The sequence below is a fragment of the Cecembia sp. genome, from assembly GCF_007126775.1.
Taxonomy (GTDB): Bacteria; Bacteroidota; Bacteroidia; order Cytophagales; family Cyclobacteriaceae; genus Cecembia.
Window position 1 is genome coordinate 1 of sequence record NZ_SLAP01000010.1, and the last position, 20879, is coordinate 20879.

The window sequence follows — 20879 nt, forward strand, 5'->3', positions numbered from 1 at the left end:
GGCTTTTGTAATCTGCTGTGTAGAAGAAACTGAAGTTATCCTTTGCTTTACTTCCTTAAGGTTTGCCATAAGATGCTTTTATCTGGAAAGAATTATTCAAAAGTCCCAGCCTAATTATAAATTAAGCTGGAACCTGTGTTTTTTATTTTGCGTATTTTGCAGAAAGATCTTTGGCTGCTACTTCAAGAATTTTTCCTGCTTCATCAATCTTGTTTTTCAATATCAATTCCAAAGCTTCGGGATAATTGCTCTTCAGTAGGTTATAAAACTCAGCCTCAAACTGTCTTGCTTTTTCTACGGGGATTGTATCCATGAAACCTTTGGTAGAAACATAGATGATGGCCACTTGAAGTTCTACTGCAACTGGAGAATACTGCGGCTGCTTTAATATTTCCTGGTTTCTTCTACCCCTCTCAATGGTTCTTTTGGTAGAGGCGTCAAGATCTGAACCAAACTTGGCAAAAGCTTCCAATTCACGGAACTGTGCCTGATCCAATTTCAGCGTACCAGCCACTTTCTTCATAGACTTGATCTGGGCATTACCACCTACTCTTGATACGGAAATACCGACATTGATCGCAGGACGGATACCTGAGTTAAACAGGTTGGTCTCCAAGAAGATCTGTCCATCAGTAATGGATATCACATTGGTAGGAATATAAGCGGAAACGTCACCTGCCTGGGTTTCAATAATTGGAAGCGCAGTCAATGAACCTCCCCCTTTTACCATCGGCTTGATAGACTCAGGCAAGTCATTCATTTGTTTGGCTATATCATCAGAAGCATTGATTTTAGCTGCTCTTTCCAATAATCTAGAGTGCAGATAGAAAACATCACCTGGATAAGCCTCACGGCCCGGAGGTCTTCTTAACAATAGGGACACTTCTCTGTAGGCAACTGCCTGCTTGGAAAGGTCATCATAAATTACCAAGGCAGGTCGCCCAGTATCACGGAAAAACTCGCCAATACAGGCACCTGTAAATGGCGCGAAAAACTGCATCGGAGCAGGATCAGCTGCAGAAGCTGAAACTACAACAGAATAAGGCAGTGCACCACCTTTTTCCAAGGCTGCGACAATTCCTGCTACTGTAGATGCTTTTTGGCCTATCGCTACATAAATACAAAATACAGGTTCCCCTCTTTCGTAAAATTCTTTTTGGTTCAAAATGGTATCAATGGCAACAGCAGTTTTACCTGTTTGCCGGTCACCAATTATCAATTCCCTCTGTCCCCTTCCGATTGGAATCATGGAATCAATGGCTTTGATACCTGTTTGAAGAGGCTCAGTTACAGGCTGACGGTAGATTACACCAGGTGCTTTACGCTCCAAAGGCATTTCATAAAGTTCCCCTGCCAATGGCCCTTTACCATCAATAGGGTTACCCAAAGTATCAACAACCCTGCCTAGCATACCTTCACCTACCTTGATTGAAGCAATTTTCTTGGTTCTTTTGACATTATCGCCTTCTTTAACCAATTTGGAATCCCCAAAGAGTACAGCTCCAACGTTATCTTCTTCCAGGTTAAGTACCATTGCCCTCAGACCATTGTCAAACTCTAACAATTCACCCGCCTGAGCTTTGGAAAGTCCATATATACGGGCAACACCGTCGCCTACCTGGAGTACGGTACCCACTTCTTCAAGTTCAGCCTCAGTCTTGACATTGGAGAGCTGTTCTCTCAATATCGCTGAAACTTCATCAGGTCTAACTTGTGCCATTATAATTTTTTTTAATTGTTATGCTTTTATTAATACATTTTGACGAAATATCTTTGACCAAATTTCAACCTCAAATTACGAAGTTTGCCGCTCAAAGAATCATCAAGTAATTTGTCATTCACTCGCAAAACGAATCCACCGATAAGATCTTTATCGATTTTTTCTGTCAATTCCACTTTTTCCAGGCCTGAAATTTCTTTTACAATTTCTACAAAACTCTTTCGTAAATCTTCAGTCAAGGGTAACGTAGTAGTTACTTCTGCCTCCTGAATACCCATGTAAACATTGTACCGCTTTTTAAATTCCTTGGCTGTAGAAATGAGGACATTTGACCTGTTTTTTCTGGTTACCAATTCAAAGAAGCTCAATGTGATCCCATTTCCCGTCTTTTGAAATAGGGCCTTTAAAACATTGTGCTTTTTATCCGTGTTGACAATGGGACTGTTCAAGAGTAAAACCAAATCTCTATTCTCTGCTGCAATAGAAAGTAATTGATTGACATCCCGGTGAACCTCTTCAAGCTGTTTTTTTTCAACAGCCAATTCAAGAAGGGCTTTTGCATAACGGGATGCAACTTTTATATCTGACATAATTAATTCAGCTTAAGATCTCTTACCAACTCCTCTACCAACGCTTGCTGCGCTGCATCTTTGGAGAAATTCTTTTTTAGAAGCTTTTCTGCAATATCAAGGGAAAGTACACCAACTTGAACTTTTACTTCTTCCAAAGCCGCATCTTTTTCAGTTTGAATAGCTGCTTTTGCATTTTCTATCATTTTGGCACCTTCTTCCTGTGCTTTCTCCTTGGCTTCCTCCACAATCATTCTTGCAGTTTCGGTAGCCTTCAAAAGCATCTCATCCCTTTCAATTTTTGCTTCCTGAATGATCTTTTCATTTTCTGCTTTGAGATTGGCCATTTCATTTCTAGCCATCTCAGCAGATTTCAAAGCCTCATCGATATGTGTTTCTCGCTCCTCAAGGGCAGAAAGAATCGGTTTCCAAGCGAATTTTGCAAGGATATACAACAATATGGAAAATCCTATGATTTGCCATATGATCAAGCCGGAACCAGGTATTATAAGATCCATAAAGATTTAATTTAATGCTTATTTCAATATTTGTTCAATTGATAAAGTTGGGATTGGCCTAGCGCCAATCCCAATTTACTTTCTTAGAAGGTGTAATCACCCAAAGCAATAAGTAGACAAACTACCACTGCAAATAGGGAAACCACCTCAATAAGGGCAGCAATAATCAACATGGCGGTCTGGATTTTACCAGCTGCTTCAGGCTGACGGGCGATGCCCTCCATTGCTTGACCACCGATTCTACCAATACCCAGACCTGCGCCAATCGCAACAATTCCGGCACCGATACCTGCACCCATCAGTGCAAATCCGGCAGATAACAAGATTGAAGTTAACATACGTGTTAGGTTTTATAAATTGAACAAAGAATTACTAATTAATGATGCTCATGCTCTGCTACAGCCTGACCAATATACATGGCAGAAAACAGCGTAAATACATAAGCCTGAATAGTGGCCACCAATAACTCGATCATATTGATGAAAACCACCATAACCGTACTGGCAAGGCCAACTGCCAATGATTCGAAAACGAATATCAAGCCAATGAAACTCAAAATAACGATGTGCCCTGCTGTGATCGCCACAAATAAACGGACCATTAAGGCAAAAGGCTTGGTGAATAATCCGATAATCTCTACCGGGACAATGATTAACAACAATGGAAGTGGAACTCCGGGAGTGGCTACTACGTGCTTCCAATAATCTCTATTACCGTTAATGTTGGTTACAAAGAAAGTGAATATCGCCAAGGTAGCAGTTACAGCAATATTTCCGGTTAGGTTGGCAGCTCCAGGAAATAGCCCTAATAAGTTACCGAACCAAATGAAAAAGAAAATCGTCAAAAGGTAGGGCGTGAATTTTTTGTACTTGTGATGACCTATGTTTGGAAGTGCTATCTCGTCTCTGACGAAAACCACAATCGGCTCAATAAACGAGGCAGCTCCTTTGGGTGACTGCCCGGGATTCTTTTTGTAATGTGAAGCAGCAGAAAGGATGATCCATATTACTATGGCCAAAACGATGAATAGCATAGCCACGTTTTTGGTGATGGAAAGTTCCAAAAAACTCCTGTCCTCATCTACAGCCTTGAGGTGGTCATGCTCATCTATATAATATCCATTATGCGCATATTCTTTACCAAAAACATGGGTCTCGTGGTTTTGAAACTGCGAGGACATATAAAATTCCAAACCTCTGTCAGAAGAATAAATGATAACTGGTAATGGAAGGGTAATGTGGGTGTTCCCAAAAGTTGCAAAATGCCACTCATGCGAATCCTTCACATGGTGCATGATAAAGCCTGTTTTATCCTCTTCATCTCCCGCAGCATGGGTAGCCTGGGAAAAGATCAGCGTTAACGCTGATAATAAAATACTTAGGCAAAGAAATTTACGGAACATCAAATGATTTTTTAGTACCTACTTCGAATTTGGGCGCAAATTAGCTATAAGCATATATATATCAAACAATAAATAGAATAAATAAATGACAAAGAAATTGATCACAAACAAAATTAAATTTTCCTGACCTAGCAACAGCATTACTGCCACAAAACCAATACTACCTAAAAGTCTGATGCCAATGGCTCCCAATAAAATATTTACAGAATTTTCTTTGCTGATTGATAAGAGGTAATGCGTGAAAATTCCTGTCAACCAGGTCAAAATCAGGAAAAAAATAATGATATTTTTTATGCTTTCATGAATCCAAAAATATCCTAGAACTTCCTCAATCAAATAGGTCGTTCCCCAGATCAACAGGGATAAGAGGATCAGTTTTACAGTAAATTTTGCAATTTGTTTCATCTCCTTTACAGCTCAAGGAGCAAAATTAGGTGTTTTTATTTTTCCTCTCCTCATTTGCATCGTTTTTCATCGAAATGTATAATTGATAAAATGCCAACATGATCGATAAAAAACAAAAAAGCAAAAGCCAAACGGGAAATTTCATTTGGCTTTTTTGCTGTAAATAATAACCCAAAGCCGTCCCAAGTCCAATGACAACAAACATCTGAAAGGACAGGCCTATGTATTTGAATACAGGATTCGGCCTACTTTGAGGCAAGTTCTTTTTTGGGTTCATCTACTTTCTGGGGTTTTTCTACTTTCCCCACCTGTTCTGACCCCATCTGACAGCGACCGTTAAAGGTTGCTCCATTTTCAACCACCAATTTATTGGTGACAATGTCTCCAAGGACTAAGGCGGTTTTTTTAAGGTAAAGTACATCGGAACAGATGACCTGTCCATCAACCTTCCCTGATATTTCGGCCTCTGCTGAAGAGAGGTTCCCTTTAATCAGGGCGGATTCACCGATTACAATTTTACTTTTGGATTTGACTGCGCCTTCAACGGCACCCTCTATCCTGATGTTACCTTGGGCGACTATGTCACCCTTGATCTGTGTTTCTTTGGAAATCACGTTGCTGGAGTTAACCATATCTACAACTGATTTTTTTTCTTCGGTCTTGTTAAACATAATTAGTCAAAAGAAATGAAATCTTGGGGATTAAGCGGAGAACCTTTGTACCATATTTCAAAATGAAGATGAGGCCCAGTAGTCAGTTCTCCAGTATTCCCAATAATGGAAATAATTTCACCACCTTTAATTGCCTCTCCTATACTTTTCAATATTACAGAATTGTGTTTATAAATAGAAATTATTTCGTCAGAATGCTGAACAGCGACAACATATCCTGTCCCTAAAGTCCAAGAACTGAAAATTACCATTCCATCAGCGATAACCTTAACAGGCTCATTTTCCTTTGCAACAATATCTATTCCAAAGTGATCTTTTTTAGGATCAAAAGTTGCAGTTACCAGACCTTTGATTGGAGGAAAAAAATAAACTTCCTTCAAAAATCCGGTTTCCACAGGCAGTGCCATGCCAACTTCAAGAGGAGTTCCTCTCATTTCCTGAAGAATGCTCAATGTGGCATCACTCGGTTCAAAAGTCATTTCAGGATTTCTCTTAGGCATTGGTTCATCCACATCATCCTCTTTGTAATCTTCCAAATAGGTGGCCTCTCCATCAATTATTTTTTGGATATTTTTTACATAATTGTCCTTTTTAAGCACTTCCATACGCAATGAATCTACAGTTTCAGTCATTTGTAACAGAAATGCTGTATTTTCCGAATCTTTATAAAATGGATCAAACCAGGCTTTCAACAATGTCTTGGATAGAAAAAGAGAAAAACCAAAAGTTAATATGAATGCAAGCAAAACAACAGCAAGTATTTTCCCGCTGGTAACATTGATAGATGTAATAACAGAAAAATCCTGTTCTTTCCGTATCACTACCAGAAACTTCGATTTTAAGATACTGCTTATTTTTTTTATCGTTTTCAATAAATTTAAATTTGGAATTGGGAATTCAAAAATATAATAATAAATGATAGCGTTTAATAATTTGATACAAAACCAGTAATTTGTGACTTTGTCAAACTTACCATGATGCGTGGCTCTTTTATTTTCTTCTTTCTTATCCTATTAACGTTATTGTCGTCCTGTTCCTCAGAAAAAAATACTTTTACCAATAGGCTGTTTCACAATACCACCTCCAGATACAATGCCCTCTGGTATGCCCAAAATAATATCAGAGAATTGGAAATAATTATTGAAAAGGAACATAGGGAGGACTATACACAGGTATTGCCGATCTTTTACCCAATTGACAGCGCTACTATCGAACAAAATGCTGAACTTTTGGTAGAAGTAAGGGACTTTTCCTCCAAAGCAATAGAATGGCACCGCATTTCCAAATGGGTGGATGATGCCTATTTGCTACTGGGCATAGCAGATTATTATGAAGCTAATTTTGACGAATCCTCCAATACTTTCCGGTATTTGAACGTCAATAGTAAGAAAAAGAGAATCCGACATCGAGGCCTTATTCAACTGATGAGGCAATTTACTGATTTAGGGAATTTTGATGATGCTGCTTTTGTCATTGACTACCTTTCAAAAGAATCTGGAATCAATAAAGAAAACCGGTTTTTGCTCTATAAGACTTTGGCATATTATTATGACCGAAGAGGAGAAATCAATGGTAAGATTGGGGCTTTGGATAGGGCTTTGGGAATAACAAAAGACAAAAAGGAACTGTCAAGGATTAACTTTATTCTTGCACAACTCTATCAACGGGAGGGTTTAGATGCCTTGGCCTACAGCTATTACAAAGAAGCCCTTAAGGGAAACCCACCCTATGAGCGCAGTTTTTTCGCACAGCTATTTGCCCAGCAAGTGGCAGAACTAAATCAAAGTAAAGATGTGAAAAAAGTAAGAGGTTATTATGATGACCTTTATAAAGACAGTAAAAACCGGGATTTGAGAGATGTAATACTTTATGAAAAAGCCCTATTTGAATTAAAGCAAGATGATACAGAAGAAGCTGAAAAGCTTTTGATCAGAGCTGCAAAAGAAGAAAGTAGGAACCCATTGCAAAAAGGGTACATCTACCAAAAATTGGCCGAGATTAGTTTTGAAATTAAAAGGGATTTTAGAGCCACTAAATATTACCTGGATTCTGCTTTGACAAATATCAAACCTACCGATATCATTTATCCTGAAATAAATCAGAAAAAGGACAACTTTGATAATTATGTTTTTCATTTTGAGACCATTAGCCGAAATGATAGCCTTATAAGACTCTCCCAAATGAGTCCAGAAGAACAAGAGCTCATTGCCGAAATGTTTATCCTTCAGGAAGAAGAGCGGCTCCTAAAAGAAGCAGAAGCGAAAACTGAACAAAAATCCAGCGGAATTTTTGATAATCTTTTGGCATTCGGAGGAAGAGGAACAGGCGAATCCTTCTATTTTGACAATGCAGTAGCGATGCAGCGGGGTTCCCTTGATTTCAACAGGAACTGGGGGACTAGGCCTTTGGAAGATGACTGGAGGAGAAATGTCCAGGGTTTCAGCAGCGAAGTCAGAACCAGGCCTGCCGAATCGGCCTCTGATGAAATTTTGGAAGCAGGGGAAGAGGCGGGTAACCTACTGGGCCAAATTCCAAGTTTAGAGTCCCTCCTTGCACAAATCCCAAAAAGTGAAGAAGCGGTGGAACGCATGGAAATGGAATTGGAATCTTCCTACTTTGAACTTGGTAAGCTTCTGTATTTTGATTTCAGAGAACCAAAAATGAGTATAGAGTACCTGGAAAGCCTGATTACAACCTATCCCAATTCAGGAAAAAAGGCAGAAGCTTATTATATACTTCATTTAGCTAACCAAGAGATCGACCCCAGCATAGAACTTTATGCCCAAAGGCTGAACCGGGAGTTTCCTGATTCCCCATTTACTTTCTCTGTCAATAATCCGGATGCAATCAAAGGAAATCAGGCATTTTTGGCCTCATCAAGGTTGTATAAAGAAGCTTATGAGTTGTATTATCAAGGGAGTTATCCAGAGACAAGGGCCATAATCCGAAATGCATTGGAAAACTATCCACTTACCAAGAATACCAACAGACTCCTATTGCTTGACATTATGGTTTCAGGAAAAATTGAGGAAAAAGAAAGATATAAAAATAGGCTTGAAAATTATATCCAGACAACAGATGAAGTTCAATTGGTAAAAATGGCAAGAAATATGCTTACAGCTTTAACCGGGGAATCTGAGCAAGTAGATGGGGACGGAGATCAAGCAGAGGCTTCTGAGGAAGCTTCAGATGAAATTGCGGAAATTGATTCGGAATTAACAGAAGATGAAGATGATTCGCCATACCGTGAAAATCCTAATCAAACCCATATATTTGTCATTGCATTGGATCCGGATAAGGCAAGGGAATCAAAAAATCTCCTGGCTGATCTTGAATCTTTCCATTTGCAGAATTTCCCCAACTCGAGGTTGAGAACAGGAAATATGAACCTAAATCGTGAAGAAGTGATTTTTATAGTAAGCCCCTTCAGCAATGCTGAAAAGGCACTGGACTATAGAGATAAGTTCCTAAATAATTTCAACCCATCCATGCTGGAAGATGAAGATAAGGACAAAAGTTTCCTCATTTCCATTGAAAATTTCCAGGAATTGAACAGACGGAAAAATCTGAATGAATACCGTCAATTCTACAAAAAGGCATATCAATAATCTAGTATTTAATGTACAGAAAATATAATGACCAGTAAAATCATTAAAATAATTTGGTTGGTATTTGCTGCCATTACCATAGGCTTCGTCCTTTTTGTTATGGCTGTAAATGTCAACTTTCTGGGTTTGTTTGGAGAGCTACCTGACTTCAAAGCCCTTGAAAACCCAAAATCAGAAGAGGCCTCTGTACTGTACTCGACAGATGGGGTGATTCTAGGCAGCTACTTTCGTGAAAACCGTAGTCCTGTCACATTCAGTGAGCTTTCCCCTAACTTGGTCAATGCCCTGATTGCAACAGAGGATGTCCGCTTCGAAAAACATTCAGGGATAGATTTGCAAAGTATGGGGAGAGTTTTATTCAAGTCTCTTATCCTTAGACAAGGGGCTGGTGGCGGAAGTACTCTGAGTCAGCAAACGGCCAAAAATCTTTTTAAAACAAGAAATCTAGAATCTCAAGGAGCACTCAGCCGTGTTCCTGGACTCAAAATGCTGATCATTAAAACCAAGGAATGGATTGTTGCTGCCAAACTTGAGAAAGCATATACCAAAGATGAAATTCTTACGCTTTATTTAAATACTTCCGAGTTTGGAAGCAATGCCTATGGGATCAAAACAGCTTCCAAAACCTTTTTTAATAAGAACCCAGATGAACTGGAAATTCAAGAGTCGGCAGTTTTGGTTGGTCTGTTCAAAGCACCAACCTTTTACAGCCCTGTATTTAATCCTGAAAATTCGTTGAGAAGAAGGAATACTGTTTTGGTACAAATGGCTAAATACAACTTTATCAGTAAAGCGGAGCGGGATTCTTTAATGGCAATGCCAATTGAACTAGATTATAAAGTGGAGAACCAAAACCAGGGAATGGCAACCTATTTTAGGGAAGTCATCAAGGGTGACTTGCTGAAATGGACAAGAGAAAACCTTAAACCTGATGGTACCCCTTACGATTTGTTTGGCGACGGACTGAGGATCTTTACCACTATTGATAGCAGGTTACAACGATTTGGGGAAGAGGCTATGGTCGAACATATGAGGGAGCTTCAGAAAAGGTTTGAAGATGAAATGGGAAACAGGGACCCTTGGATCGATGAGAATGGAAGAGTAATTCCAAACTTCTTAGAAAACCAGGTGAAACGTACAGAAGCCTATCGCAACCTGGTAAGACAATATGGTGCAAATAGTGACTCCATCAACATCAAGCTGAATGAGAAGAAAAGAATGCAGATTTTTACTTGGGACACAGGAGAAATAGACACCTTAATGAGCACTATGGACTCTTTGCGCCACTTTAAGAAACATTTACAGGCTGGTTTTATGTCAATGGATCCCCATAATGGACATATCAAAGCTTGGGTAGGTGGGATCAACTATAAATATTTCAAATTTGACCACGTAAGGCAGGCGAAAAGACAACCCGGTTCGACTTTCAAACCTTTTGTCTATGCCGCTGCTATAGAAAATGGCTATAGCCCTTGTTATTCAGTCATTGATCAACCCGTTGAAATCAATATTCCAGGGCAGCCTGCCTGGATTCCTAAAAATGCAGATGGAAAATTTTCCTACGAAAGGATGACTATCCGAACGGCCATGGCTCAATCCATTAATTCTATCACGGCATTCATGATGAAAAAATTAGGCCCAAAAGTAGTAGTAGAAACCGCCCACCGCTTGGGAATAACGAGTGAGTTGGATGAAGTGCCTGCGCTCGCTTTAGGGACAAGTGACGTTTCCGTTTACGAATTGGTAGGTGCTATGTCGACTTTTGTCAATAAAGGAGAACACATTACCCCCTTCTATATCGATCGAATTGAGGATAAATTCGGTAATATTCTTCAACAATTCACTCCCAAAAAACGACCGGCTATGAGTGAGGAACACGCTTATCTTATGCTGCATATGATGCGCGGAGGATTTGAGGAAACAGGTGGAACCAGTCAAGGGATACCATGGGCGTTAAGGGACGAAGGCAATGAGCTAGGAGGAAAAACAGGGACGACTCAAAACGCTTCTGATGGATGGTACATGGGCCTAAGCAAAGATCTTGTATCCGGCGTCTGGGTAGGTGGTGATGACCGGGCTATTCACTTCAGAAGTTGGATAAGTGGTCAAGGTAGCCGTACAGCAAGGCCTATCTGGGTGAAATATATGACCAAAGTCTACGCAGACCCCAATCTTGGGTATACCAAAGGCCCGTTTCCAAGACCTGAAAGGCCTTTAAGTATTGAAATTGACTGTAATGAATATGAAAGGAGCAGTAACCGATTTACAGATTTTGATTTTGATTCTAGAAAGAATGATTTTTAAACTGAATAATCATCAACTTTCACAAAAGCCCCACCTATGGGGCTTTTTGTTTTTTTTGAAAAAATTGAATTATCCCAAAGCCGAATCAGCGGGGTAAACCCCAAAGAGATTCCGCAATCTTTATTAATTTTACAATATGCTGGTACCTGCTTATGCCGTTAATGAATATAATTCTCTCCCTGACCAACCTGGGGTTTATAAATTTTTTAATGCCGAGAACGATTTAATTTATGTTGGAAAAGCAAAAAGTCTGAAAAAAAGAGTTTCTTCTTACTTTGTTAAAGGACAAGGTATCCACCACAAAACAAGAAGGATGGTCAGAGAAATCCAGCGTATTGAAATTACATTGGTAAATTCCGAGTTCGATGCTTTGCTTTTAGAAAATAACCTGATCAAAAAAACCCAGCCTAAGTACAATATCTTACTCAAAGATGACAAGACTTATCCATACTTATTGTTGACAAAAGAGCATTTCCCCCAGATTTATCCTACGAGAAGGCTAATTCCCAATAAGGGGACATACTATGGTCCTTTTGCTTCTGTTAAAGCCATGAACAACGTTTTGGATCTTATCAGAAGTATTTTTACCATCAGGACATGTAAACTTGATTTAGCCCCCCAAAAAATCAATGAAGGAAAGTATAAAGTCTGTCTGGAATATCATATCGGCAACTGTCTAGGCCCTTGTGAAGGCAAACAAAATGAAGCTGAATACCTGCAAGATATAGAACAGGCAAAACACATCCTCAAAGGCAATTTAGGTGTAGCCAAGTCTTATTTTAAAACCCAAATGCAAAATGCAGCTGAAGCCCTGGCTTTTGAAAGGGCCCAGTATTTTAAGGAAAAGTTAGAATTATTAGAGAAATACCAGTCAAAATCAATGGTAGTCAATCCTGCCATCAAGGACTTAGATGCATTTGCTATAGTTTCGGATGACAAAAATGCTTATGTCAATTACCTTAAAGTCAAAAATGGAGCCATCATTATCACCAAGACAGTGGAATTAAAAAAACGATTGGATGAAACTGAAAGTGATTTGCTGTTAACGGCAATTGTAAGGTTAAGAGATCAATTCAACAGTGATGCTGATGAAATCATAATTAACGTACAACTGGAAGAAAATTATGAGGGACTCAATATCCATGTACCTAAAATTGGGGATAAAAGACACCTTATAGAGCTGTCCTTAAAAAATGCCAAATACTACAAACAAGAGAAAATGCTTGCTTCGGGAGAGGTGAAAGACAAAAAGTTCAGGGTTTTGAAACAATTGCAATCAGACCTTTCCCTAAAAGAATTACCCGACCATATTGAGTGTTTTGATAATTCAAACATTCAGGGTAGTAACCCGGTAGCCAGTATGGTTTGTTTCCTGAAGGGTAAACCGGCTGTTAAAGAATATCGGCACTATCATATCAATACCGTTGAGGGTCCAAATGATTTTGCGAGTATGACTGAGGTAGTCGGCAGAAGGTATAGGAGACTGATGGAAGAGGGAAAAGACCTTCCAAAATTAATTGTAATCGATGGTGGAAAAGGGCAGCTTTCTTCCTCTGTCGAGGCACTTAAAAATCTAGGTATTTATGGAAAAGTCCCGATCATAGGAATTGCAAAACGTTTGGAGGAAATTTACTTCCCAGAAGACCAATTCCCCCTACACATTGATAAAAAATCTGAATCCCTGCGTCTCTTGCAAAGAATAAGAGACGAAGCCCACCGATTTGCCATCACTTTTCATAGAAATGTCAGGAGTAAAAAAGCCTTTGGCTCACAACTCACCGAAGTGGATTCTATAGGAGAACAAAGCGCAGAAAAACTATTGAAGCATTTCAAATCTGTTAAAAAAATAAAAGATGCTGATATAGATGAATTGGAAAAAGTAATTGGTAAGGCAAAGGCACAAAAGCTTACCGAATGGTTAAAAATAAAAAAGGCGGGTGAATGACCCGCCTTCTTATTTTACCACTCCCAAAGGGAGTTTTCCATATCTAGAAGTTTATACTCAAATTCCAGGGCATTCAAAAATGCCACAAGATCAGGATTTGGGTGATCAGGATCAACCAAATCAGCAATCAAAGCATCATCTGAATTGGTATATTTCCTGACAACAGATCTAAATAACCTCAAGTCAAAGGCTTGATCGTAGGTCAAACTTTTTGAATCGTTCTGGAAATTAAGCCATTTGGCTTCAGGATGATCCTTGAAATGATTATAAAAGTCCTTGTACCTGATGTAACCAATGGTTTTCTGTCCAGCATTGGCATTTGTCGGTGATGGCATGACAAGCTCTAAATACTTGACGTCAAATTTTATTTGAGAATGGTGTTTATCAAAAATAAAATCTTCCTTGAAGTCAAGGTAATAAAGCTGTTTTACAAAAATACTGTCTCCATTAGCGGCTATCCAAAAGTTGTTTTGAAACTCAGCAATTGACAGAGGTTGCGTAAAACTTTCATCTGCAAACACTTCCAAAGCGTTATCTTCTACAATGGATTTATAGATATTGTTGAAGATACCATCATTTTTCGTATCACCAGATCCATATAGGGGATGATTGTATTTTTCCCTTAAATCTATCCTCCTCCAGACACTGATCTGAAATAAGATATCGTCTTCTCTAATGGGCAGCACCGAAAATACGGTATCCACTTTGAAGCGTCTGTCACCAGAATTACTTGGATTTACACTTGTGGCAGCTTGGCCAAAAACATCTGACCCAAGAATCAGTGCGCAAATTACCAAACAAAGGCTAAAATAATTTTTCAATTTCATGACATTTTAGTTTAAGTTGAGGACAAACCCCTACTTTTTTATTACCTGATTTGAATTCTAATGATTTCAGGAGTAGCAAGTGTCGTTTTTATTTTCCTTTGCTGGAAATTTGTTCTAGTCACTTCTGTCACCCTTACCACTATACCATCTCCGGCTCTTGAAGCAGCCAAAAGATTCCTTATCGCTACATTTTTTCCAGAAATATTTACCCTTTCACGAGGAACTTCATTTCTTAGAAGAATTACTTCACCTCCTGTAACCTCGAAGTTGGCATCGCGAGCCATCGTTCTACCAAAATTTGGTTCAGGAACTGCCTCCACAATGAAGGTAGAAGGACCTGGTGCTGGGTAGGCTTGACTCAAATCGATTGGACCTCTACCGTCAAATAAACGGATTGTCGGAGCAGGTACCGGTTTAATATCATACGACACATCTCCGATTTTATTGCCTCCACTGCTAACTCCTATGAGTACTTTACCTGAATTTCCAGGGATTACCGTTACTTGCCCAGCCCTTTGTCCTTTGATTAGGCTACCATTAGATATGGTAAAATCAGGTGCATAAGCATTGCCCAAAGCCGGCACATCGATACTCAGGTCATTGGCGCAATCTGCATAAAGCTGATTTACTACTTCAGAGGTAACCCTGATAATCGGTTGCGCAACAAAATATTCATAGTCCACGGTAAGGGTAGAATCAACTCCTGCAATATTTACAGTGATTTCACCTTTCAAAACCCTCTTAGCAAGGCCTCTGTCGTCATATTGACCAGCCGGAGGAACAGTAAAGCTGATTTCTCCAAAACCATCTACAACTGGGATTTCCCTGCCGTCAATTGACATTTGCGGCGTCGCCGATGAAGATGAAGATGCTATAAACAAGTTACCCTCAAATTTGGTGCCTGCTGCTACAACATTGGAGCTTGCCGCCACACTGGCCTTAAATACATCAGATTTGAAGTAGAAAGTACCTATAGATCCAGTGATGGCTGAAAGTGCCTCACCTTCTATATTCAATACCTCATTTTGATATTGAGAGATCAAAGCCATAACAGCTCCAACCGGTGATTTCACAAAATTCAGGAATACGAAATTCTTATTCCTAACATCTTTATCATTTTTAAACAAATCGATGTCCTTGGCATCTTTCGCAATGTCATCAAAGGACATTTCTATACCAACACCTTTCAAAATATTTGAAATTACCTGAGGATATTCATTGAGCCTATCCTGCATTTCAAAACCTTTCCTGTTGTTGTTGAAAATATTTCCAGGGATATCTGTGTTTTTCAAGGCCGAGTTTTTAAACTGACCCTGCTCGTTCCTGGCATCTGAGGAAACAATTAGTTCCTGCTTCAAATCTTCCAGATAACTGTAGATTTCAGCAGTTGTCTTTCTCACTTCCCGAGAAGCAGCTACCTTGGGTACATCCCTTTCATTATTACCTTGCTGTTCCACCGTATTTGCAATAGATGAAACAGTAAATTCATTTTTGCTGATAAAATTTTTGGATGTTCTTTCCAATCCATCATTCAGCAGTACAAACTTTTGGAGAATCTGATTACTTACCTGGAGAGCCAGCAAAGCTGTCAATACCAAGTACATCATACCGATCATCCGCTGTCTAGGTGTCTCTTTTCCGCCAGCCATATCTTATTTTACTAAAAGATTAAACATAGTATATATCAAGGCTTAACCTTTCATGGCTGTGAGCATACCGCCATAGATTTTGTTTAGAGAGCTAACATTTTGGTTCAACTTTGCCAATTCATTTTTGAAAGCTTCTGTCTCCTTACCGGCTTCAGCTAGACCTTCCATGGCTGTAGATACGTTTGAATAAAACTTGTTCAAAGTTTTCATGTGATTCTGTGCATCAATCAGTTCCATTTCATACACATTGTTCAATGCAGAAAGGTTTTTGGTAACCTCTACCACCTGAGCATGGTATTGCTTGGCATCATTGGATGCTGAAGAAAGCTCTACAAGGGCTGTGGCCGTTTTTCCGTAGGAATGGTTGATGTCCACCAATGTTTTTGATGCTGATTTAACATTCTCAGCATATTCGTTGGTAGCTACTGCCGCATCTGACAATTGGCCCATTTTTTCTGCCGAAGTTGCCAAATTCTGCATGCCTTTGCTCAGACTATCAAAAAGTTCAGGTCCGATTTTGGCATTTTCCATCATTTCGTCGAACTTCTGGGTCATTCCTGCTCCTTTTGGCGCAGCTTTTTCCTTTACAGGTGATGGTTCCTCACTTGCAAGCTCGGGATAAACTTTACTCCAGTCTACTTCTTCTTGTTTAGGTTCAAAAGCTGAAAGGAAAAAAATCGCGGCTTCAGTGGAAAGACCTACACCGATCATCAAGCTGGCAAATGGCCAGTCGAGGATCTTGAACATCGCTCCTAAAATAACTACGGCTGCACCAATACCGTAAATTTTTGGCATGATGACGCCATAAAATTTGTGCTTAAAAGAATTTTTCTTTGCCATTTTAATTAGATGATTAAGTTGTTGGATTTTAAAATTTAAAGTAAACTAGGGCTTTTATCTTTGTCTTCTTCTGCTATTATTAACGTCCATGGAACCTGACCTTCCCAAGAAGGTAACTACAGTTCTGAATCCTATATGGGCAGTTTTCATATCCTGGAATTCATAAGTCCTTGTACTTGTCTCCAGATAGTGTGCGATATCTTTCCAAGAACCGCCTCTCACTACTTTTCTCCTTTCATTAGGATCATCATATTTTGGATCAAGATCCCAAGTCAGTGAACTGGAAACAGGGCTATAAGCATCCTGAACCCACTCTGCCACGTTGCCGGACATGTTATAAAGGCCATAACCATTTGGCGCAAATACATCGACAGGAGCTGTATAGGCAAACCCGTCATCTATATAATTACCTCTTCCAGGCTTGAAGTTGGCCATTAAACAACCCCTCCTGTTTTTTAGGTAAGGTCCTCCCCAAGGGTACTTGGCAACTTCTTTCCCTCCTTTGGCGGCATACTCCCATTCTGCTTCCGTAGGAAGTCTAAAACTTGGATAGTCATAATCTGACCTGTCATTGGCATTCATGTGATAAGTCCTCCACTCGGCATAAAGCTGGGCTTGCTCCCAACTCACACCGACTACGGGATAATTATCAAATGCCGGGTGGTCAAAATAGAATTCCATCAATGGATCTCCATAATGATAAGTAAAGCTACTTGACCACACTGTAGTATCCGGAAGCACCTCATCCAAATTGAATACAGGTGGTTCTTTTAATGTGGTAGGAGTACCATAAGTATATTCACCTAAGCGGACAGCTTCTACAAACTGTCTATACTTATTGTTGGATACCTCATACTTATCCATAAAAAATTCTGAGATGGTGATCTGCTTGTTAAAGGAAGATTGGGTGAACCCAATATCCTCGTCTGCCTGACCCATCCAAAAAGTTCCAGCCTTGATGGCCACCATGTCTGCTGGCAATGGTTGTTGCCAGATTTGTCGCTTGGGAACGCCTGTAACTTCCCCTCTCCGATTCTCTTTTTCACTGGCAGAGCCTCTCTTGCCAAAAAGTCCGCAACCCTGAAGCATTAGGGACACAAAAAAGATAGTTAAAACGGACAAAATTCTGAAATTCATTATTCTATACATGTTTTACATGAATTAAGTGACGTAATATTTTACTGTAATTCACTGGTTTATAATCTCGAAATTTAATAGAAAATCTTAGAAATAAGCAAATTTGAGAATAAATTTCAAGATTTTTTTAGAACCTAAATCTTGGCGTCCTTTGAATGGCTTTTTGAAATTCTCTGGACACGGGTTGAAGATTATAAGTGAGCATGAACTCATGACTTGTAGGAGACTTCGCCTCAAGTCCACCGAATACCAGATCAAATGCGTAGCCTAACCTTAGCGAATTATCCCTAAGGATTCCATATCCAAATAGAAGGGAAACTGATTCTTCTCCTCTGTAGGCAAGACCTCCACTGATCCTCTGGTTGTGTGTGGCTATAACGCTTATATCATAAGAGAAATTATTGAACGAAACAGATTTTATTAAAAAACTGGGTTCGAAAGTCCAAAGTGCAAAAGTCCTGATCCTGTAACCTGCCAATAAATAGGAGTGGTTCATCAGTTGATTGTCAATTGCCCCATCACCAAAATCAAAACTGGGCTGGTTAAGATGCCTGCTTCCTAATCCCACGTAATAGTTCCCCCTATCATATATTGCACCAAAACCAAAATTAAAATTCATACGCGTTTCCCTACCTCCGGATGGTATCCGAGGATCAGGATCTACCACAACAAATTCGTCATATTTCAAAGTACTTGAAAAAAGACCACCAGAAATACCCAAACTCAGTACACCACGATTTAAGGTTTTGTGATATGCTGCAGAAAGGTTTATTTCCTGACTATTGGTGGGCCCTATGTTGTCATTAACAAAAGTTAGGCCAAAACCTACATTGTAATCATCAAGTCTCGCAGAAGCTGTCAAAAGCTGTGTTATTGGAGCAGGTCCGTTTGTACCTGTGTAATTCAGCCATTGAGAACGGTGCAAAGCTGAAAAATTATACCCTGATTCCTTCCCTGCAAAAGCCGGATTGTAGAACAACCCATTGTACATATATTGTGTAAACTGCGCGTCCTGTTGTCCCATAGCCCCTGAAAAAAGCCATGTAGATGCTATGAAAATAAATAAAAGCCTTGTTGTAGAAAATTTCAGCGCTTTCATTCTGGACCTTTGGTAGTTGTTGACAATCTATTCTACACAATTAAACTGAATATTTCCACAAAAGATTAAAAAGATTACAAATTATTTGCCTTTTTTATGTATAGCTCCAGTGCCCCAGTCATACTTGGGGCGTTTGGCATGGGTGCCTCAATATCCAAAATCAAACCTTGATCCAAGACCTCCTTGGCTGTAGTGGGGCCGAATGCTGCTATTCTGGTATTATTTTGCTCGAAATCCGGAAAATTATGCTTTAAAGATCTGATACCGGATGGACTGAAGAAAGCAAGTACATCGTATTTGATGTCTCTCAAATCAGAAAGGTCTGCCGCCACTGTATTGTAAATTACTGCCTCGGTATAAGCAATCCCCATTTTTTCAAGATATTCAGGTATATCATCTTTCCTGATGTCACTACAAGGGAAAAGATACTTCTCTGACTTATGTTTTTTGAAGTAATCAAAAAGATCTGATGCAGTTTTTTGACCTACAAATAACTTCCTCTTTCTAATAACGATATACTTCTGGAGATAATGTGCAGTTTGTTCTGAAATACAAAAGTATTTCATATCCGTTGGCATCTCAATTTTTAACTCCTTGCAAATAGTGAAAAAATGATCTATTGCATTTCTACTTGTGAAAATGACTGCAGTGTGTTTGAGTATGTCAATTTTCTGCTTTCTAAAGTCCTTGATTGTAACAGGTTCCACTTGGATAAAAGGCCTGAAATCGATTTTTAATTTATACTTTTCGGCCAACTGAAAATAAGGTGACCTTTCATCACCGGGTCTAGGCTGGGAAACCAATATACTTCTCACTGGATTAAGTCTGTCTTTGGCAGTTTTAGTCATAATCTTGATCTTATCCTTTCTTTCACATTAGAATTTTATCCAATCAATACCTTAACCAGTATTAAAAATGGAATTAATTCCGCGGTGCAAATGTAAGCAAATAAATGGTAATTTTTAAAGGGGACTCTGTTTACCATAATTATGAACATTAATAATATGCCCATCAAATAGATCCAAAAGAATATCCTCAATGCATAAAAAAGAATAGGCTCCAATAACAAGCGCTCATTTAAATAAAAATATACGCTAATGCCCAGCATAAGCAATATGCTGATCGATATAATCCTCAATAAATAAAAAAAATGTGCAAAATCATACTTATTTAAATCGAAAAGAAAAACCATCACTTTTAGAAATAAAAACTTGAACAAAGAAAGCAATGCCAAAAAAATCGCTCCCAATAACCAAATAAAAAATAGGCTATTGATATCCCTATCGCTCAAGTCAATCATGAAATCTGAACCCAAAACCTTGAAATACAGCATCGCAAAAAGAGAAATACCTAAATTGATAATGAAAAGGTAAAAAAGGACATCAAGCGTAAAAAATTTCTGAACACTTCCGGAATCTGAAAAATCTTCAGCGGTAAATACTGTTTTCGGTCTAACAACAAAACCAAAAACCGTGGGGAAAACAACCTTAAAGATCGCAAATAAGAAGAGCATGATGACCAAAGCAATGATGAAAAAATCTTCAAATTCAGAAATTTGTCGTTTCTCAAATTCCAGCATGGAAATACCAGAAGCTGCTGTTTTCTCTGATACACCAGAAAAAAAACCCTTATATACTTTCAAGTCATCAAAAGGCAAGTCCGGACCAAAAACCTCAAAAGTAATTTTAGACTTATCCTGGACTTTGAATTTTTCAATCAGCCCTTTTACCCCAATAATGATACTAGTATCTTTCTCCACCAGCATCCAAAGCTGTTCATCTATAAATAAGGTAGTGCCTTGAGGGATTTCAAACAGGAATTCACTGTTCTGGAAATTGATGATATCTAAATTTACTTTTGCGGAGCTGTTCCTGTTAAAGAATCCTTTTTCTTTTGAGATGGAGATATCTTGCTGGTAATTTTCAATAACCTGCCCATGTGCCAAAAATATTTGGGACAAAAAGAAAAATATCCATACACCAACTTTTTTCATGAATTTAAAACCTACCCGTGTATCCAAAATGAATTTTTGAAAGATTACAAAAATAAATCGATTACAATAACACCAGGAGTAAATACAAATTTATTTAAACCTTCCAATATAGAAGTTAAAGAAAACACTGTCTTATTTATTGGCAACTTTACTAATAATTATCAATGGAAAGGTTTAAATTATTTAATTGAA

The 20879-nt window shown here is 38.9% G+C and carries 19 protein-coding genes; 3 read left to right on the top strand and 16 right to left on the bottom strand.

Annotation, left to right across the window (positions count from 1 at the left end):
• Window positions 1–142: 142 nt before the first annotated feature.
• The 9 genes from atpA to QZT73_RS00845 all read right to left on the bottom strand — a co-directional run bounded on the left by atpA (window position 143) and on the right by QZT73_RS00845 (window position 6157).
• Complete coding sequence (gene atpA, locus QZT73_RS00805) at window positions 143–1720, bottom strand: F0F1 ATP synthase subunit alpha (RefSeq protein ID WP_291786136.1); 1578 nt, start codon at window positions 1718–1720, stop codon at window positions 143–145.
• Window positions 1721–1749: 29 nt separating this feature from the next.
• A complete protein-coding gene (gene atpH / locus QZT73_RS00810) occupies window positions 1750–2310 on the bottom strand; it encodes an ATP synthase F1 subunit delta (protein WP_291786138.1) in 561 nt (186 codons plus the stop codon).
• Between the two features lie 2 nt (window positions 2311–2312).
• Entirely contained in the window at window positions 2313–2807 is a 495-nt protein-coding gene (gene atpF / locus QZT73_RS00815) for a F0F1 ATP synthase subunit B (protein ID WP_291786139.1), read from the bottom strand.
• Between the two features lie 83 nt (window positions 2808–2890).
• Window positions 2891–3145 (bottom strand): ATP synthase F0 subunit C, encoded by a 255-nt coding sequence (atpE, locus tag QZT73_RS00820; RefSeq protein WP_009186014.1) that lies wholly within the window; start codon window positions 3143–3145, stop codon window positions 2891–2893.
• A 38-nt stretch (window positions 3146–3183) separates the two neighbouring features.
• The gene (gene atpB, locus QZT73_RS00825; RefSeq protein WP_291786143.1) at window positions 3184–4209 is read right to left on the bottom strand and encodes a F0F1 ATP synthase subunit A; all 1026 of its coding nucleotides are present in this window, start codon (window positions 4207–4209) and stop codon (window positions 3184–3186) included.
• Window positions 4210–4227: 18 nt separating this feature from the next.
• Window positions 4228–4614 carry a hypothetical protein gene (locus tag QZT73_RS00830; protein WP_291786145.1) on the bottom strand — a complete coding sequence of 129 codons (387 nt, stop codon included), beginning with the start codon at window positions 4612–4614 and terminating at the stop codon, window positions 4228–4230.
• 25 nt (window positions 4615–4639) lie between these two features.
• Window positions 4640–4891 carry an AtpZ/AtpI family protein gene (locus QZT73_RS00835; RefSeq protein ID WP_291786147.1) on the bottom strand — a complete coding sequence of 84 codons (252 nt, stop codon included), beginning with the start codon at window positions 4889–4891 and terminating at the stop codon, window positions 4640–4642.
• Window positions 4860–5285, bottom strand: coding sequence for a polymer-forming cytoskeletal protein (locus QZT73_RS00840; protein ID WP_291786149.1), 426 nt, complete (start codon window positions 5283–5285; stop codon window positions 4860–4862). The genes QZT73_RS00835 and QZT73_RS00840 overlap by 32 nt, the downstream gene beginning before the upstream one ends.
• Window positions 5286–5287: 2 nt before the next feature.
• A complete protein-coding gene (locus QZT73_RS00845; RefSeq protein ID WP_291786151.1) occupies window positions 5288–6157 on the bottom strand; it encodes a M23 family metallopeptidase in 870 nt (289 codons plus the stop codon).
• 102 nt (window positions 6158–6259) lie between these two features.
• Here QZT73_RS00845 and QZT73_RS00850 point away from each other — a divergent pair, with 102 nt between their 5' ends.
• The 3 genes from QZT73_RS00850 to uvrC all read left to right on the top strand — a co-directional run bounded on the left by QZT73_RS00850 (window position 6260) and on the right by uvrC (window position 13142).
• Complete coding sequence (locus tag QZT73_RS00850; protein WP_363331077.1) at window positions 6260–8893, top strand: gliding motility protein; 2634 nt, start codon at window positions 6260–6262, stop codon at window positions 8891–8893.
• Window positions 8894–8920: 27 nt separating this feature from the next.
• On the top strand, window positions 8921–11197 hold the full coding sequence (locus QZT73_RS00855; protein ID WP_291779034.1) for a transglycosylase domain-containing protein: 2277 nt from the start codon (window positions 8921–8923) through the stop codon (window positions 11195–11197).
• A 136-nt stretch (window positions 11198–11333) separates the two neighbouring features.
• Entirely contained in the window at window positions 11334–13142 is a 1809-nt protein-coding gene (gene uvrC / locus QZT73_RS00860; protein ID WP_291786153.1) for an excinuclease ABC subunit UvrC, read from the top strand.
• A gap of 14 nt (window positions 13143–13156) precedes the next feature.
• Here uvrC and gldN read toward each other — a convergent pair whose 3' ends face one another.
• From gldN to QZT73_RS00895, 7 genes are all read right to left on the bottom strand, one after another.
• Window positions 13157–13969, bottom strand: a complete 813-nt coding sequence (gene gldN, locus QZT73_RS00865) for a gliding motility protein GldN (RefSeq protein ID WP_291779029.1) — start codon at window positions 13967–13969, stop codon at window positions 13157–13159.
• Window positions 13970–14010: 41 nt separating this feature from the next.
• Window positions 14011–15618: a gliding motility protein GldM gene (gene gldM / locus QZT73_RS00870; protein ID WP_291786155.1), complete on the bottom strand. Its 1608-nt coding sequence runs from the start codon at window positions 15616–15618 to the stop codon at window positions 14011–14013.
• Window positions 15619–15660: 42 nt separating this feature from the next.
• The gene (gene gldL, locus QZT73_RS00875; protein WP_291779023.1) at window positions 15661–16458 is read right to left on the bottom strand and encodes a gliding motility protein GldL; all 798 of its coding nucleotides are present in this window, start codon (window positions 16456–16458) and stop codon (window positions 15661–15663) included.
• A gap of 54 nt (window positions 16459–16512) precedes the next feature.
• Complete coding sequence (gene gldK / locus QZT73_RS00880) at window positions 16513–17607, bottom strand: gliding motility lipoprotein GldK (protein WP_291786157.1); 1095 nt, start codon at window positions 17605–17607, stop codon at window positions 16513–16515.
• 115 nt (window positions 17608–17722) lie between these two features.
• Window positions 17723–18694: a type IX secretion system membrane protein PorP/SprF gene (locus QZT73_RS00885; protein ID WP_291786158.1), complete on the bottom strand. Its 972-nt coding sequence runs from the start codon at window positions 18692–18694 to the stop codon at window positions 17723–17725.
• A 74-nt stretch (window positions 18695–18768) separates the two neighbouring features.
• Window positions 18769–19542, bottom strand: a complete 774-nt coding sequence (locus tag QZT73_RS00890; RefSeq protein WP_291786160.1) for a uroporphyrinogen-III synthase — start codon at window positions 19540–19542, stop codon at window positions 18769–18771.
• A gap of 35 nt (window positions 19543–19577) precedes the next feature.
• Window positions 19578–20687: a DUF4271 domain-containing protein gene (locus tag QZT73_RS00895; protein WP_291783943.1), complete on the bottom strand. Its 1110-nt coding sequence runs from the start codon at window positions 20685–20687 to the stop codon at window positions 19578–19580.
• Between the last annotated feature and the right edge of the window lie 192 nt (window positions 20688–20879).

Bases quoted from the DNA above. Each gene is read 5' to 3' on its own strand.
- QZT73_RS00885 (WP_291786158.1), bottom strand. From the start codon at position 18,694: ATGAAAGCGCTGAAATTTTCTACAACAAGGCTTTTATTTATTTTCATA.
- QZT73_RS00840 (WP_291786149.1), bottom strand. From the start codon at position 5,285: ATGTTTAACAAGACCGAAGAAAAAAAATCAGTTGTAGATATGGTTAAC.
- gldL (WP_291779023.1), bottom strand. From the start codon at position 16,458: ATGGCAAAGAAAAATTCTTTTAAGCACAAATTTTATGGCGTCATCATG.
- gldN (WP_291779029.1), bottom strand. From the start codon at position 13,969: ATGAAATTGAAAAATTATTTTAGCCTTTGTTTGGTAATTTGCGCACTG.
- atpF (WP_291786139.1), bottom strand. From the start codon at position 2,807: ATGGATCTTATAATACCTGGTTCCGGCTTGATCATATGGCAAATCATA.
- QZT73_RS00855 (WP_291779034.1), top strand. From the start codon at position 8,921: ATGACCAGTAAAATCATTAAAATAATTTGGTTGGTATTTGCTGCCATT.
- gldM (WP_291786155.1), bottom strand. From the start codon at position 15,618: ATGGCTGGCGGAAAAGAGACACCTAGACAGCGGATGATCGGTATGATG.
- atpA (WP_291786136.1), bottom strand. From the start codon at position 1,720: ATGGCACAAGTTAGACCTGATGAAGTTTCAGCGATATTGAGAGAACAG.
- atpB (WP_291786143.1), bottom strand. From the start codon at position 4,209: ATGTTCCGTAAATTTCTTTGCCTAAGTATTTTATTATCAGCGTTAACG.
- QZT73_RS00835 (WP_291786147.1), bottom strand. From the start codon at position 4,891: ATGAACCCAAAAAAGAACTTGCCTCAAAGTAGGCCGAATCCTGTATTC.
- QZT73_RS00895 (WP_291783943.1), bottom strand. From the start codon at position 20,687: ATGAAAAAAGTTGGTGTATGGATATTTTTCTTTTTGTCCCAAATATTT.
- QZT73_RS00890 (WP_291786160.1), bottom strand. From the start codon at position 19,542: ATGACTAAAACTGCCAAAGACAGACTTAATCCAGTGAGAAGTATATTG.
- QZT73_RS00830 (WP_291786145.1), bottom strand. From the start codon at position 4,614: ATGAAACAAATTGCAAAATTTACTGTAAAACTGATCCTCTTATCCCTG.
- QZT73_RS00850 (WP_363331077.1), top strand. From the start codon at position 6,260: ATGATGCGTGGCTCTTTTATTTTCTTCTTTCTTATCCTATTAACGTTA.
- atpE (WP_009186014.1), bottom strand. From the start codon at position 3,145: ATGTTAACTTCAATCTTGTTATCTGCCGGATTTGCACTGATGGGTGCA.
- gldK (WP_291786157.1), bottom strand. From the start codon at position 17,607: ATGTATAGAATAATGAATTTCAGAATTTTGTCCGTTTTAACTATCTTT.
- atpH (WP_291786138.1), bottom strand. From the start codon at position 2,310: ATGTCAGATATAAAAGTTGCATCCCGTTATGCAAAAGCCCTTCTTGAA.
- uvrC (WP_291786153.1), top strand. From the start codon at position 11,334: ATGCTGGTACCTGCTTATGCCGTTAATGAATATAATTCTCTCCCTGAC.